Below are 13756 nucleotides of genomic sequence, written 5' to 3' on the forward strand. Positions count from 1 at the left end.
CCTCCCGGTCGGAGAGGACCCACCAGCCATGAGCGAGAACCCGCCGAACCCGCCCGTCCCGCCCGTTCCGCCGGGGCAGCCCGGCCCGCAGTCGTCGGATGCGTTCGGTCGCCTGCTGCGGTCCGTGTCCGGCCGTGACTGGCTGGCCGCCGTGCTCGCCGCCGTCGGCGGCTGGGTCGCCGCCTACGTGGTCGCTGCGATTTCACTGCTCCTCACCGTCGCCGTGCTGGCAGCGGGCGGATCCGGTTCCGTCGGGTCGGGGTCGACCGGCACCGGGACCGACCTCGGCGCCGGGAGCACCCCCGACGTCCAGTCGCTGCTGTCCGGGGTCAGCGTCCTGCTCGGCACCCCCGCCCAGCTCGTCGCCCTCGCCGACCTCGGCCGCCTGCACCTGTCCGGCTCGATCGGCTTCCTCGGGTCGGGGTCGGGCGCGCTCGCGGTCGTCCCGGCGCTCGTGCTCGCCGCGCAGGTCGTGCTGGCCGTCGTGCTCACCCGTCGCATCCGCACCCGCGGCCTCGGGCGCACCCCGGTCCTGCTGACCGCCGTCCTGTCCGGGCTGGTGACCACGGTGCTGACCAACGCCGCCGCGGGCATCCTCGCCATCCGGTTCCCCGCCGTCTCCGGCGCCTCCATCGACCCCGTGCACGCGGTCGGCCTCGGCAGCATCCTCGGCGCCTTCGTGATCGGCGCACTCGCCGCGGTGCTCGCACGCCCGTCGGCCCTGCTCGGCCGGAACGTGTTCGCCGGTCGCGTCCTCGGCACGCTGCGCGTCGCGGCGTCGCAGCTCACGGTGCTCGTCGTGCTGGTGACGGTCGTCGTCATCGTCGTCGCCCTGGTCGCACAGCCCTCGTGGGGCGCAGCGCTGCCGGTGCTCGTCGGCAACGTCGCGGTCGGCCTCACCGCCCTCGGCTTCTTCGGCGGCGTCGGGCTGTCCGGCTTCGGGTCGGCGGGCAGCACGGCGTCGGTCTTCGGCGGTGCCGGCGGCTGGACCTGGCTCGTCGTCCTGCTCGTCCTCGTGACCTCGGTCGTCGCGGGCCTCGCACTCGCCGTCCGCCGCAACGACCGGTTCCGCACCACGCTGGACTGGGTCGTGACCCCGGTCGTCTGGTTCGCCCTCGGGCTCCTGCTCTTCGTGCTCGGCACCGGCCTGGTGTCCTACCAGGCGACGGGCATCAGCGCCGTCAGCGGGACCGGTTCGATCGGGATCGCACCGTGGACGCCGCTCGTGTTCGCGCTGTGGGGCGGCGCGATCGAGGCCGTGGCACGGTACCTCGCGCCCGTGCTGCTCCCCCGCCTCGGCGGTGGCGTCGTGCTGCGGACCTCGCGCCTCGTCGGAGCGGACCCGCGCCCGGCGGCCGCACCGACCTTCCCGGCAGCGACTCCGGCGTTCCCGCCGGCCGGCCCGGCGTTCCCGCCGGCCGACCCGGCGTTCCCGTCGGCGGCGCCCGCGGGCGACCCGGCAGCAGCAGCGTGGGCGGCGACGCCCGGCGTCGGCCACCCCGGTCAGCCCGATCAGCCCTTCGTCGGCGGCGGCGCTCCCGCGCCCGCTCCGATGTCGCCGCGCGCCAAGAAGGTCCTGGTCCGCTCGCTCATCGCCGGCGGCGCCGTGGTCGTCGTCGTCATCGCGGGAGCCGTCACCACCGGTGTGCTCCGTGCCAACGTGTGGGGTCCGGCTCCGACCGTGAAGTCCTACGTGCAGGCCATCGCGAGCGGCGACGCCGACACCGCCGCCCGACTCAGCGAGGTGCCGTCCGACGCCGCCATGCTCGACACCGCGGTGCTGAAGAGCGCGAAGGACCGTCCGTCGGACATCCGCGTCGGCCGCGTCTCGACGAGCGGTGACAGCGCCCTCGCCACCGTCAGCTACACCCAGGGCGGCAAGAACCGCTCCGGCCAGGTCAGCCTCCGGCGCACCGGCACCGCGTTCCTGGTGAAGGACGAGTGGCGCGTCACCGAGCCGCTCGCCCAGACCGTCACCCTGACCGCGTCCGAGGTGCTCGAGGGTGCCCCGGTCACGGTCGGCGGCAAGGAGATCGGCGAGATCAGCGACGGCCGGTTCACCTCGCTCGCCTACCCCGGCACCTACGAGGTGCAGGTCGGCGGGACGAAGTACTTCACCGGCGGCACCGAGCAGGTGTCGGTCGGCGCGACGTCGTCCGGGTACGTCGACTTCACCCCCACCGCCACGAAGGCGCTGCAGCAGGACGCCGAGCAGTACGTGACCGACCTGATCGACGACTGCGCCACGAAGACCGACCTCAGCGCGCTGAGCGGGTGCCCCTGGTACGGCCCGTACGACGCTGATGGCGCGGTGCGCTACGACGTCACGACGATGCCCGAGGTCGAGGTCGAGGCCTCCGGTTCGGGCACGGTCATGGTGCAGAGCACGAAGGACGGTGTCGTCGAGTACGACTACACCTCGTACTTCGGGGACGAGGAGCACGGCGAGGACAGCTTCGATGTGTACCAGTACCTGAAGGTCGAGGACGGGAAGCTCGTCTCCGCCTACTGACGCACCACCGAACGCGACGACGGCCGGCCTGGGATCCCCGGGCCGGCCGTCTCACTAGGCTGACGCGCATGGTCAGGACACGGGCGTGGCGGAACGGCGACGCGGCGGAACGGGACTTCCCGGTCGACCGGGTCTCGGACCTCGTCGCCGACGCGGACACCTTCGTCTGGGTCGACTACACCGACCCGGTGCACGACGACCTCGTGCAGGTCGAACAGGAGCTCGGCATCCACGCCCTCGCCGTCGAGGACGCCGTCGAGCAGGGCCAGCGCCCGAAGCTCGACCGGTACCGCGACAGCCTGTTCCTCGTGGTCTACGACGTCGGCGGTCTCGGCGAGGACGGTGAGCTCGTCACCCACGAGGTGAAGGCGTTCGTCACCGAGCACGCCCTCGTCACCATCCACGGCGTCGACGTCGACACTGCCGCGATGGAGCACCGGCTCGACGCGAACGCCGACGTGGCCGAGCACGGTGTGCCGTGGCTCGTCTGGGCGTTGCTCGACGCCGTCGTCGACCACGCCACCGAGACCGTGGAGGACATCGAGCGACGGATCGACGACCTCGAGGACGACCTGTTCGAGCGGGGCAACGCCCGCGAACAGCAGATCCAACGCCGGTCGTTCCGCCTCCGCAAGGCCCTCGGCGTGCTGCGGCGGCTCGTCGTCCCGACCCGCGACAGCGTCGCGTCGCTGCTGCACGGCGACGCGGAGACGATCTCGGACGGCATCCGGCCCTACTTCCGCGACGTCGAGGACCACCTGGTGTCGATCTCGGACTCCGTCGAGCAACTGCGCGACGCCGTCTCGAGTGTCCTCGACACGAACCTCAACCTGGCGTCGAACCGGCAGAACACCGTGATGAAGAAGGTGACGAGCTGGGCCGCGATCATCGCGATCCCCACCGCCATCACCGGCTTCTTCGGGCAGAACGTGACGTTCCCGGGCGAGGGTGCGTGGAGCGGGTTGTACGTATCGCTCGCGCTCATCGTCGCGTCGTCGCTCGTGCTCTACCGCGTCTTCAAGGCCCGCGACTGGCTCTGACCGCGACCGCGCGTCGGAGCGCGAGCACCCCAGCGGCCCCGCGTCAGAGCGCCAGCGCGAGCACCCCGGCGACCACGGTGAGCGGAGCCGCGATGCACCCGAGCAGCATGTACTTGCCCCACGACAGGTGCACGCCCTCGGCCGACAGCCGTGCGTGCCACAGCAGGGTGGCGAGCGAGGCCCACGGCGTGACCAGGCACCCGGCGTTCACGCCGATGAGGAGCGCCGCGTACCGCACGGCCTCGTGACCGGCGGCGGGCTCGAGCACCAGGTACGCGGGCAGGTTGTCGATCGCGTTCGCCGCCACCGCTCCCCCGGCGCCGAGCAGCAGGAGCGGCCCCGTTCCGGTGCCGTCGCCGAGCGCCCGCACGATCGGGTCGGTGAGCCCGGTGCTGTGCAGGGTCTCGACCACGACGAAGAGCCCGGCGGCGAACAGCAGCGTCGACCACGGCACCCGCGACGGCCGGAGCTCCGCCGGCGACCGGAACGCCGCGACGACGACGAGCACGAGGGCACCGGCCACGGCCGCGATCCAGACCGTCACCCCGGCGGTGAGCGCCACGACGAGCGCGACGAGCACACCGGACGCCGCCCAGAACGACACCGGGTCGGACGGACGCCGCACCGACACCGGCGTGTAGCGCCCGAAGAGCTTGCCGCGGAACACCACGAGCAGGACGGCGCACGGCACGACGACCCCGGCGACGGCGGGCCAGGCCATCAGCCCGGCGAAGGGCAGCGGGCCGCCGAGGCCCATCCGGTCGACGGCGAGCAGGTTCGTCAGGTTCGACACCGGCAACAGCAGGGACGCGGTGTTCGCGAGCCAGACGGTGGTGAGCGCGAACGGCATCGGCGGCAGCCCGACCCGGCGCGCCAGTGAGATCACGATCGGGGTGAGCAGCACCGCGGTCGTGTCGATCGACAGGAAGACCGTGCAGAGCACGGCGAGGACGACGACCGCGCCCCACAGCCCGATGGTGCGTCCGCCGCCGACACGTGCCGCGACGTCGGCGAGTCGGTCGAACACCCCGGCGTCCGCAGCGAGCTCGGCGACGATCGTCAGCCCGAGGACGAACCCGAGGACGGGCAGGACCCGCTCGGCCAGGACCCCGAGGTCGTCGAGTGGCAGCAGTCCGAGCGCGACGCACACCGCGCCGATGACGAGCAGCACTGCTCCGATGACGGCCTGACGCACGGGCGCTCCTCCACGAGTGCGCCGGGCAGGGTGTCCGGCGGCGCTCCAATGTACTGACCGGTAGCGTTGGCAGCACGACGACAGGAGGCCTCTGTGCGCAAGTTCATGTTCAACGGTGCGGTGTGGAGTTCGCTCATCAGCGGCTACAGCGTGCTCCAGACCACCCGCCAGGGACCCCGCGACTGGCGGCTCGCCCTGACGTGGGTCGCGTGGATCGCGACCACGATCGTGGCGATCGGCACGGTGGTCGAGGACGACCGCGCCGTCAAGGCGCGCCAGCCGTAGGTCCAGGCCGCGACCACACGACGGACGGGAGGCCCGGTGCCAGCTGGCACCGGGCCTCCCGTCCGTCCCGTGTCGGGTCCCGAGCCCGTCAGCGCTCCGCAGGCGGGATGTCCGACGTCTGGATCGGGCCGGTGAAGAGTGCCGCGCGGTCCTCCTGCCCCGGCGCGAACAGCGCCGAGTCGGCAGCGGTCGACGCCGTGCGCCGCCGCGGTGCCGTCTCGTCGACCATGAGCACGCGCTGGACCGGCAGGGCGTCGGGGTGGGTGCGCTGGATCCACTCGACGAGTTCCTCGCGGATGTAGCAGCGCAGGTCGAACAGCGACGGTGCGTCGTGCGACGTCGCGAGGACCCGCACCCGCACGTACCCCTGCACGGCGTCGGTGACCTGCAGCACCTTGACGCGGCGGTCCCACAGCTCGGTGCGGTCGAGGATCCGGTCGAGTTCCTCGCGCATCTCGCCCGGCCGGACCCGCCAGTCCAGGTCCATCTCGACGGCACCGAGCAGTTCGCTGTTCGTGCGCGTCCAGTTCTCGAACGGGGTACTCGTGAAGTACGTCGACGGCAGGACGAAGCGCCGGTCGTCCCACAGGTGCACGACCACGTAGGTCAGGGTGATCTCCTCGATCCGCCCCCACTGCTGCTCGACCACGACGACGTCGTCGACGCGGATCGACCCGGAGAACGCGAGCTGCATGCCCGCGAAGACGTTGCCGAGCGTCGACTGCGCCGCCAGACCCGCGACGACCGAGATGAGTCCGGCGCTCGCGAGCACGCTCGCGCCGGCGGCCTCGACCCCGTCGAAGGTGAGCAGGATCGCGCCGACGGCGATGATGACGAGCACGGCGACCGTCAGCCGCCGGATGATGAGGACCTGCGTGCGGATGCGGCGGGCCTGCCGGTTGTCGGGGACGTCGATGCGGAACCGGTGCAGGCCGAGGTCCTCGAGGAAGATCGCGATCTGGCACGCCAGCCAGCAGCCCACCGCGATCGTGACGATGAGGAACCCGTGCACGACCTCGTCGCGCCACGGGTACGCGTCGGCGTCGCGCGGGACGCTCGAGGTGAACGCGATCCAGAGCAGGACCACGAGCAGGGTGGTGCGGAACGGGTGCTTCGCCCGGCGCGAGAGCACGCCGGCCCACCGCTCCCGTCGCGCGACCGTCCGGAGCACCAGGTGCAGGACGACCGCGGCGACGGCGGTGATGAGGAGGGCGAACCCGATCGCGACCAGGAGTCGGAGGAGGATGTCCATCCCTCCATGCAAGCAACGAAACGACAGGCGTCGTTCAGGAAAACCGGCCCCGCGCGCGACCGAGGCCCGGTGCGCACGACGCGCACCGGGCCTCCTGTCCGACCTGCTGACTACTTGCCGGACGTGAGCGAATCGACGAAGTCCTGGTGCTCGGAAGCCCACTTCTCCGTGATCGCGGGGTACTCGCTGGCCTTCGCGCCGCTGTTCACGAGCGCGTTCTCGAGCGAGTAGAGGGTGTCGGAGTCCATCGAGAAGTCCTCCATCCACTTCGACGCCTGCGGGAAGTCCTGCTCGAAGTCCTTCTTGGCGATCGTGTGGATCTCCTCGTTCTTGCCGAGCGCACCCTTCGGGTCCTTCAGGTCCTTGATCGGGAAGGCGTCGTACGCCCAGTGCGGACGCCACAGCGTCACGACGACGTCCTCCTTCTTCGCGATCGAGGCCTTGAGGTCGGCGAGCATCGCCGGCGTCGAACTCGTGATGAAGTCCATGCCGTCCAGGCCGTACTGCGGGATGACCTGGTCGGACACGACCTTCGTCTCACCGGCGGCGGGCTCGATGCCGATGATCTTGTTGCCGAAGTCGGACGCGTGCGCTTTGAGCTCGTCGATCGAGTCGATGTCCGAGTACTCCGGCACCGCCAGTTCCAGCGACGCCTGCTCGTTCCAGGCGCCGAGGTCCGTCAGGTCCTTGCCGTAGGTGTCCATGTACTCCTTGTGCGTGTTCGGCAGCCAGGTGTCGAACACGACGTCGTAGTCGCCGGACGCGAGGCCGGTGTAGGCGGGTGCGACGTCGGAGTTCGTGAGCTGGACGTCGTAGCCCTTCTGCTCCAACACGTGCTTCCAGAGGTAGCTGGCGGCGGTGTCCTCGTCCCAACCGTTGAAGACGACGACGTGCATCGACTTCTGGTCACCGTTGTCGACGGTGCCGGAGGCACCGTAGTAGCCGGGCGGCATGCAGGCGGACAGGCCGACGGCGGTCGCCGCGGCGAGCGCGGCTGCCGCGAGGGTGCGCTTGGTTCGCTTCATCATGTGGTCATTCCTCACGCGCTGGTCGTCTGCGGCTCGCGCCGGCGGTCGGCCGGGGCTGCTTCGGTGGTGGCGGCGGTCTGGGCGGTCGCCGCGTTCGGCGTCGCGGTCACGGTGGGCTTGCGCCCGCGCTTCCACGGCCGGGAGGCACCACTCGCGTCGCCGCCGAGCGCTGCGGTCAGGCGGTCCAGCAGGATCGCCAGGACCACGACCGACAGACCGGCCTCCGCCCCGAGACCGACGTCGATGCGGTTCAGGGAGGCGACGATCTGCTCGCCGAGGCCGCCAGCGCCGACCATGCCGGCGATGACGACCATCGACAGCGACAGCATGATGACCTGGTTGACGCCGGCCATGATGCTGGCCTTCGCCAACGGCAGCTGGATCTGACGGAGGATGCGCCACGGGCTCGACCCGAAGGCGGCACCGGCCTCGACGACCTCGCTCGGGACCCCGCGGATGCCGAGCTCGGTGAGCCGGACGCCGGGGGCCATCGCGAAGACGATCGTCGCGACGATGCCGGGGACGACGCCGACGCGGAACAGCAGCAGCGCCGGGATCAGGTAGACGAACGCCGGGGTCGTCTGCATGAAGTCCAGGACCGGGCGGATGATCCGGCTCGCGGCGTCGGACCGGGCGGCCCACACCCCGAGCGGGATGCTGAGGACGACGGCCAGGCCGGCGGCGACCACGACGAGCGCGAGCGTGTTCATCGCGTTCGTCCACTGCCCGACGCTGACGATGAACAGCAGACCGATGGCAGCGCCGAGCGCGAGCTTCCAGCCCTTCGCCAGGAACGCGAGCACGACGAGGACCGCGACGACGGCCCAGAACGGCGGGGTGGAGAGGAAGTACTCCATCCACGCGTCCATCCACGTGAACACGTAGCGGACGACGTCGAAGAAGCCGGACAGGTAGGTCGTGATCCAGTCGACGACCGCGGCGACCCAGCTGCCGAGGGGCAGGTGGAAGTCACCGAAGGAGTTGGTACCGGGGGTGATCATGCGTGGTCTCCTTCGATGGCGGGCTCGCCGGTGTGGGCAGGCGTCTCGCCGGTCGCGGCGAGGGTCGAGTCCATGTCGGAGTCGGAGATGCGGGTGACCGGTTCGAGGACCGGGATCGGCATCGTCGCGGTCGGCACGTTGCCGAGCGCGGCCAGCAGGGTGACGCGGGGCACGACGCCGAGCAGGCGCTGCTCGTCGTCGACGACGGCGATCGGCAGGGGCGACTCGACGGCGAGCTCGAACAGGTCGGTCAGCGCCGTGTCGGGGGCGACCCGCGCGTACTCGGTGTTCACGATGGCATCGAGGTTCGTGTCGCCAGCCTTCACCTGGCGCATCACGTGGCGGTCGCGGACCCAGCCCTCGAGCTTCCGGCCACGACCGGTGACGAAGAGCGCGGCCGTCTGCAGGTCGCGCATGGTGCGCAGTGCGCCACGAGGACCCACGGTCAGCGGGACGGTGGCGCGGGCCGGTTCCATGACGCTCGCGGCGGTGAGCACACGGGCACGGTCGACGTCCTGCACGAACTGGGCGACGTAGTCGTTCGCCGGGTCGGTGAGGATCTCCTCCGGCGACCCGATCTGCACGATCCGGCCGTCGCGCATCACGGCGATGCGGTCCCCCAGGAACATGGCCTCGTTGAGGTCGTGCGTGATGAAGACGATGGTCTTGCCGAGCCGCTGCTGCAGGTCGACGAGCTGCTCCTGCATCTCACGGCGGATGAGCGGGTCGAGCGCGCTGAACGCCTCGTCCATCAGCAGGACGTCGGTCTCGGCGGCGAGGGCGCGGGCGATGCCGACGCGCTGCTGCATGCCGCCGGACAGCTCGTCGGGCTTCGCGTCGGCCCAGACGTCCAGGCCGACCAGGTCGATGACCTCACGGGCCTTCGCGAGGCGCGTCGTCTTGTCGACACCGTTCACCTCGAGGCCGTACGCGACGTTCTCGAGCACGGTGCGGTGCGGCAGCAGGGCGAAGTGCTGGAAGACCATCGACACGCTGGACCGGCGGATGTCGCGGATCCCCTTCGGCGTCGCGCCGGTGACCGTGCGGCCGCCGATCTCGACGCTGCCGGCGGTGGGCTCGAGCAGGCCGTTGAGCATCCGGATGAGGGTGGACTTGCCGGAGCCGGACAGCCCCATGACGACGAAGATCTCGCCGGGTCGGACGTCGAAGGACGCGTCGATGACCGCGGCGGATCCCTGCTCGCGGACCTCGTCGCGGGTGGCGCCGGCGGCGAGGCGGCGGACGGCGTCGGCCGGTCGGCGGCCGAACACCTTGTAGACGTCGCGGACGCTGACCGCCGGCGACGTGGTGGGGTCCGGGGACGTGCCGGTGGGGTCCGGCGACGGGGTGTGCCGGCTCTGGGGTGGTGCGATGGACAACTGGGCTCCTCGCGTCGCCACGGCGGACGGAGCGCACGTGCGGCGACGGTGTGGTTGCGAACGGGTCGTCCGGGACGGTGCGCGCGGCCACGTCGAGCCCGCGCAACGGCGCAGGGCGAGCGATCACGCACGCGGGGACCACGCTCGGGGCGGTCCCGGTCCGGCCGACCGTACGGCTGCGGCGCTGCTGGCCGCGGACGCGTTCTGGTCGTCGTGCCCCCGGCCGTCGGGCCTGTGGGGACGTTCAAACCTAACGGTCTCCTGTCCCCCGATCACAATCGACGTCCGCCGGAATCCCGGCACCGCTGTACCCCGTCGTCGGCGTGTCGCCCACGCACATGGGGATCGCGATCGTGACCGTCCTGTTACAGATCAGCTCGTTCGGAGGTTTGTGTGCCGCCCCGGTTCCGTGCGCATGTAGGTTGGCGCGCATGACAGCGCAGAACGACACGGGCGTGAACCGTGCTCCGGCGAACGACTTCTCGCACGAGCAAGAGGGCTACCAGCACGGTCTGAAGCCCCGGCAGCTGCAGATGATCGCGATCGGTGGGGCCATCGGCACCGGACTCTTCCTCGGTGCGGGTGGACGACTCCACACCGCGGGCCCCGCGCTCGCGCTGACCTACCTGATCTGCGGCATCTTCGCGTTCTTCATCCTGCGCGCCCTCGGCGAGCTCGTGCTGCACCGTCCGTCGTCGGGGTCGTTCATCTCCTACGCACGTGAGTTCTACGGCGAGAAGTTCGCCTACGCCGCCGGCTGGATGTACTTCCTGAACTGGGCGATGACCTCGATCGTCGACACCACCGCCGTCGCGATCTACCTGCAGTACTGGTCCGCGTTCACCGCCGCACCACAGTGGCTCCTCGCGTTGATCGCCCTGATCGTCGTGCTCGCCGCCAACATGGTCGCGGTCAAGGTGTTCGGCGAACTCGAGTTCTGGTTCGCGCTCATCAAGGTCGCGGCACTCGTCGCGTTCCTCGTCGTCGCGATCATCTGGCTCGTCTTCGCGTTCCCGGTCGAGGCCGGCGGCGAAGCCGTCCGCACGGGCTTCTCGATCTGGGGCGACAACGGCGGACTGTTCCCGAACGGGTTGCTCCCCGCGGTCATCGTGATCCAGGGTGTCGTGTTCGCGTACGCGGCGATCGAGCTCGTCGGCACCGCGTCCGGTGAGACGCAGAACACCGAGAAGGTCATCCCCCGCGCCATCAACTCCGTCGTGTTCCGCATCGCGGTCTTCTACGTCGGGTCGATCATCCTGCTCTCCCTGCTCCTGCCGTACACGGCGTACAAGGAGGGCGAGAGCCCGTTCGTGACGTTCTTCTCGTCGCTCGGCAACCCGCAGGTCGGGTCGATCGTCGGCGGCATCATGAACTTCGTGGTGCTCACGGCGGCCCTGTCGTCGCTCAACGCCGGTCTGTACTCGACCGGTCGCGCCCTGCACTCGATGGGCATGAACGGTTCGGCGCCGAAGTGGACCACCAAGATGTCGAAGGGCGGTGTGCCGTACGCCGGCATCCTGCTCACCGCCGGCTTCACCGTCGCCGGCGTCGTCCTGAACTACTTCGTCCCGAGCCAGGCATTCGAGATCGCGCTGAACATCGCGAGCCTCGGCATCATCACGGCGTGGGGCACGATCATCCTCTGTCAGATGCGGCTCCGGTCGTGGGCGAAGCAGGGACTGGCGAAGGAGCCGTCCTTCAAGCTGCCCGGCGCCCCGGTGACCGCGTGGCTCACCCTGGCGTTCCTGGCGTCGGTCATCGTGCTGATGGCGATCGACTACCCGGTCGGCACCTACACGATCGCGTCCCTCGTGATCGTCATCCCGCTGCTCGTCGTCGGCTGGTTCCTGCAGCGCGACCGCATCCTGCGCATCGCGTCGCTCCGACAGGGCGTCACCGGTCCGTACCCGATCGGTGTCCGTGACCCGGCGAACCAGGTCCGTCGCGACGGCCAGGACGGCGGCGAGCACAAGGGGTCCGACGACACCGTCTGATCTGTCCCCGGAGCGCAGCACGTCGCGCGCCGAGTGCAGTGGGTCCGGCACCCGTCGGTACGATCGGCGGGTGCCGGACCGCTCTGTCTCCCCTGCGTCTGTTCCCCCCACCCTCGATCTCCAGCTGAGCTGGCGAGGCGCGTACGGACGCCTGCGGGTGTTCCCCGACCGCCTGGAGGCCGAGACCGACTACGAGCGCGAGGCGCGGGTCTCGGTTCCGATGGACGCGGTGTCGGGGTGGCGGCTCGGACCGTGCGACGAGGACGCCGTCTGCGTCGAGTTCGTCACTGAGCCGGAGACCTTCCGCGTGCTGCTCGACACCTCGGACGAGCAACTCGCCGCACTGGCGATCCGGAAGGTGCTCGGACCGCCGCTCACCACCGGCTGACGGTCCACGGGCGCTGCGCTCAGGCGTCGCCCTCCGGGGCGAACTGCGTGACGCGGAACGTGGCGCCCTGCGGGTCCCGCAGCTCGGCCGCACGCGTCCACGGGCCCTGCCAGGTATCGAGCACGGCTCCGCCGAGCTCCTCGGCCCGTGCGGCGGCGGCGTCACGGTCCGCCACGCTGAACGACACGTGCCAGTCGTCCGGCCCGTCGTCGAGTCGGGCGAGGGCGCCGATGACGTCCGCGAAGCCCTCCGGTGCGCCGACCTGCCGATCGCGGATGTCGGGGTCGGAGGTGGCCGCGAGGTGGTCCCCGTAGCCGGGCAGCCGGACCATGGCGCTCGGGCCCTCCTCGATGCCCGAAACCCGCCAGCCGAACAGCTGCTCGTAGAACGAGATCGCCTGCTCCGGCTCGGTCGAGCGGAGGTCGCTGAAGACCCAGCCGCCGGGGGCGTTGATGTGCTGCGACCCGAGCCGGTCGCGCGCCTGCCAGAGTCCGAACGCCGCACCGCGCGGATCGACGCAGTCGACGCTGCGGCCCGCGGCGCCACCCGGCCCGGCGTCCTCCACCGGAGCGGCGGTGCCACCGAGCTCGACGACCCGAGCGGCCACCGCGTCGGCGTCGTCCACGGCGATGTACGTCGTCCACGACGCCGGCTCGTCACCCGAGGCGATCGCGCCGACCTCGCGGCCGTCGATGCTCACGATCCGGTACGAGCCGGGGGCACCGGGCGGCAAGCGCTCCTCGAAGTCCCAGCCGAACAGACCGCCGTAGAACGCCTGCGCGGCGTCGGGGTCCGGGTGTCGTCCGTCGATCCAGCTCGGCACGCCCTGCGGGTAGGTGCGAGGGGTCTGGTCCGTCATGGTGTCTCCCGAGGTCGCCGACGCCGAGGTCGGATGCCCCAGGTCTACCGCTGACCGCCGACGTCGGCCGGGTCGGTCGCCGGGTCGGTCGCCGGGCCGGTCGCCGGGCCGGTCGCCGGGCCGGTCGCCGGGCCGGTCGCCGGGTCAGTCGTCGGTGTCGACCTGGTCGGTGACGACGTCGCCCGAGCCGGCGTCGATCCGGACGCTGTGCTTGGTGCCGGATCCGTCGACGACGTCACCCTCCCAGACCACCGTGCCGAGGTGGTCGTCGAGGCCGAGCTCGGTGATCGAACCGGCGTGCAGGTCCTCGAAGGCGCTGACGGCCTTGCTGACGTCGAGGTCCGCCGCTGCGACGAACCGGTCGTGCTCGGCACGGTCGTCGGTGTCCGCGGCCTCCGTCTGCGGGGTACCGGTCACCCCGGTGCCGGCGGCGTCGGTGTGCACCTCGTGCTCGGTGCCGTCCTTCGTCACGACGAGGACCTCGTACGCGCTGCCACGCTGCTCCTGCTCGACCGAGATGACGGTGCCGGAGCCGACGCTCCCGCGTGCGGTCGCGACGGCGGCCAGCAGGGCGTCGTTCGACGTGGCCGAGGCGGCGGTCGCGGACGCGCCACCCGACGTGCCGGTGGTGGCGTCCGTCGCGGCCGACCCGTTCGAGGACGATGCCGCCGAGTCGGACGACCCGTCGGTGGAGCAGCCGGTGAGGGCGAGCGCGGCCACGACGGGCAGGGCGGCGAGGGCGGCGAGGGCGGCGATGCGGCGGGCAGAGGGCTTCTGGAGCTGGGTGCGGAAGGTCATGGGACGAGCATGTCGGCGGGGTGCT

The 13756-nt window shown here is 71.2% G+C and carries 12 protein-coding genes; 5 read left to right on the forward strand and 7 right to left on the reverse strand.

The features are described from left to right. Positions 1-28: 28 nt before the first annotated feature. Both EDF40_RS04275 and EDF40_RS04280 read left to right on the forward strand, forming a co-directional pair. Complete coding sequence (locus EDF40_RS04275; RefSeq protein WP_123339002.1) at positions 29-2512, forward strand: hypothetical protein; 2484 nt, start codon at positions 29-31, stop codon at positions 2510-2512. Positions 2513-2580: 68 nt separating this feature from the next. Next, positions 2581-3552 carry a magnesium transporter CorA family protein gene (locus tag EDF40_RS04280; RefSeq protein ID WP_123339001.1) on the forward strand — a complete coding sequence of 324 codons (972 nt, stop codon included), beginning with the start codon at positions 2581-2583 and terminating at the stop codon, positions 3550-3552. A gap of 43 nt (positions 3553-3595) precedes the next feature. On the opposite strand, the gene EDF40_RS04285 is transcribed toward EDF40_RS04280, so the two are convergent. After that, positions 3596-4747, reverse strand: a complete 1152-nt coding sequence (locus tag EDF40_RS04285) for an SLC13 family permease (RefSeq protein ID WP_123339000.1) — start codon at positions 4745-4747, stop codon at positions 3596-3598. A gap of 93 nt (positions 4748-4840) precedes the next feature. On the opposite strand from EDF40_RS04285, the gene EDF40_RS04290 reads away from it, so the two are divergent. Beyond that, positions 4841-5032 carry a hypothetical protein gene (locus EDF40_RS04290; RefSeq protein WP_111085947.1) on the forward strand — a complete coding sequence of 64 codons (192 nt, stop codon included), beginning with the start codon at positions 4841-4843 and terminating at the stop codon, positions 5030-5032. A gap of 88 nt (positions 5033-5120) precedes the next feature. On the opposite strand, the gene EDF40_RS04295 is transcribed toward EDF40_RS04290, so the two are convergent. The 4 genes from EDF40_RS04295 to EDF40_RS04310 all read right to left on the reverse strand — a co-directional run bounded on the left by EDF40_RS04295 (position 5121) and on the right by EDF40_RS04310 (position 9584). Next, positions 5121-6284 carry a mechanosensitive ion channel family protein gene (locus tag EDF40_RS04295; RefSeq protein ID WP_123338999.1) on the reverse strand — a complete coding sequence of 388 codons (1164 nt, stop codon included), beginning with the start codon at positions 6282-6284 and terminating at the stop codon, positions 5121-5123. A gap of 110 nt (positions 6285-6394) precedes the next feature. Continuing rightward, entirely contained in the window at positions 6395-7312 is a 918-nt protein-coding gene (locus EDF40_RS04300) for a glycine betaine ABC transporter substrate-binding protein (RefSeq protein WP_221180449.1), read from the reverse strand. A gap of 11 nt (positions 7313-7323) precedes the next feature. After that, on the reverse strand, positions 7324-8313 hold the full coding sequence (locus EDF40_RS04305; protein ID WP_123338998.1) for a proline/glycine betaine ABC transporter permease: 990 nt from the start codon (positions 8311-8313) through the stop codon (positions 7324-7326). Next, the gene (locus EDF40_RS04310) at positions 8310-9584 is read right to left on the reverse strand and encodes a glycine betaine/L-proline ABC transporter ATP-binding protein (RefSeq protein WP_123339073.1); all 1275 of its coding nucleotides are present in this window, start codon (positions 9582-9584) and stop codon (positions 8310-8312) included. The genes EDF40_RS04305 and EDF40_RS04310 overlap by 4 nt, the downstream gene beginning before the upstream one ends. A 539-nt stretch (positions 9585-10123) precedes the next feature. On the opposite strand from EDF40_RS04310, the gene EDF40_RS04315 reads away from it, so the two are divergent. Then, positions 10124-11686, forward strand: coding sequence for an amino acid permease (locus tag EDF40_RS04315; protein ID WP_123338997.1), 1563 nt, complete (start codon positions 10124-10126; stop codon positions 11684-11686). Between the two features lie 70 nt (positions 11687-11756). Then, entirely contained in the window at positions 11757-12074 is a 318-nt protein-coding gene (locus EDF40_RS04320) for a hypothetical protein (RefSeq protein WP_148053800.1), read from the forward strand. A 19-nt stretch (positions 12075-12093) separates the two neighbouring features. On the opposite strand, the gene EDF40_RS04325 is transcribed toward EDF40_RS04320, so the two are convergent. Continuing rightward, positions 12094-12933 carry a VOC family protein gene (locus EDF40_RS04325; protein ID WP_123338995.1) on the reverse strand — a complete coding sequence of 280 codons (840 nt, stop codon included), beginning with the start codon at positions 12931-12933 and terminating at the stop codon, positions 12094-12096. Positions 12934-13077: 144 nt separating this feature from the next. After that, positions 13078-13731 carry a PepSY domain-containing protein gene (locus EDF40_RS04335; RefSeq protein WP_123338994.1) on the reverse strand — a complete coding sequence of 218 codons (654 nt, stop codon included), beginning with the start codon at positions 13729-13731 and terminating at the stop codon, positions 13078-13080. Between the last annotated feature and the right edge of the window lie 25 nt (positions 13732-13756).

This window comes from Curtobacterium sp. PhB170, assembly GCF_003752345.1.
GTDB lineage: Bacteria > Actinomycetota > Actinomycetes > Actinomycetales > Microbacteriaceae > Curtobacterium.

Excerpts from the sequence above, each read along its gene's own strand:
- EDF40_RS04335 (WP_123338994.1), bottom strand. The coding sequence starts at position 13,731 with ATGACCTTCCGCACCCAGCTCCAGAAGCCCTCTGCCCGCCGCATCGCC.
- EDF40_RS04300 (WP_221180449.1), bottom strand. The coding sequence starts at position 7,312 with ATGATGAAGCGAACCAAGCGCACCCTCGCGGCAGCCGCGCTCGCCGCG.
- EDF40_RS04275 (WP_123339002.1), top strand. The coding sequence starts at position 29 with ATGAGCGAGAACCCGCCGAACCCGCCCGTCCCGCCCGTTCCGCCGGGG.
- EDF40_RS04280 (WP_123339001.1), top strand. The coding sequence starts at position 2,581 with ATGGTCAGGACACGGGCGTGGCGGAACGGCGACGCGGCGGAACGGGAC.
- EDF40_RS04325 (WP_123338995.1), bottom strand. The coding sequence starts at position 12,933 with ATGACGGACCAGACCCCTCGCACCTACCCGCAGGGCGTGCCGAGCTGG.
- EDF40_RS04295 (WP_123338999.1), bottom strand. The coding sequence starts at position 6,284 with ATGGACATCCTCCTCCGACTCCTGGTCGCGATCGGGTTCGCCCTCCTC.
- EDF40_RS04315 (WP_123338997.1), top strand. The coding sequence starts at position 10,124 with ATGACAGCGCAGAACGACACGGGCGTGAACCGTGCTCCGGCGAACGAC.
- EDF40_RS04305 (WP_123338998.1), bottom strand. The coding sequence starts at position 8,313 with ATGATCACCCCCGGTACCAACTCCTTCGGTGACTTCCACCTGCCCCTC.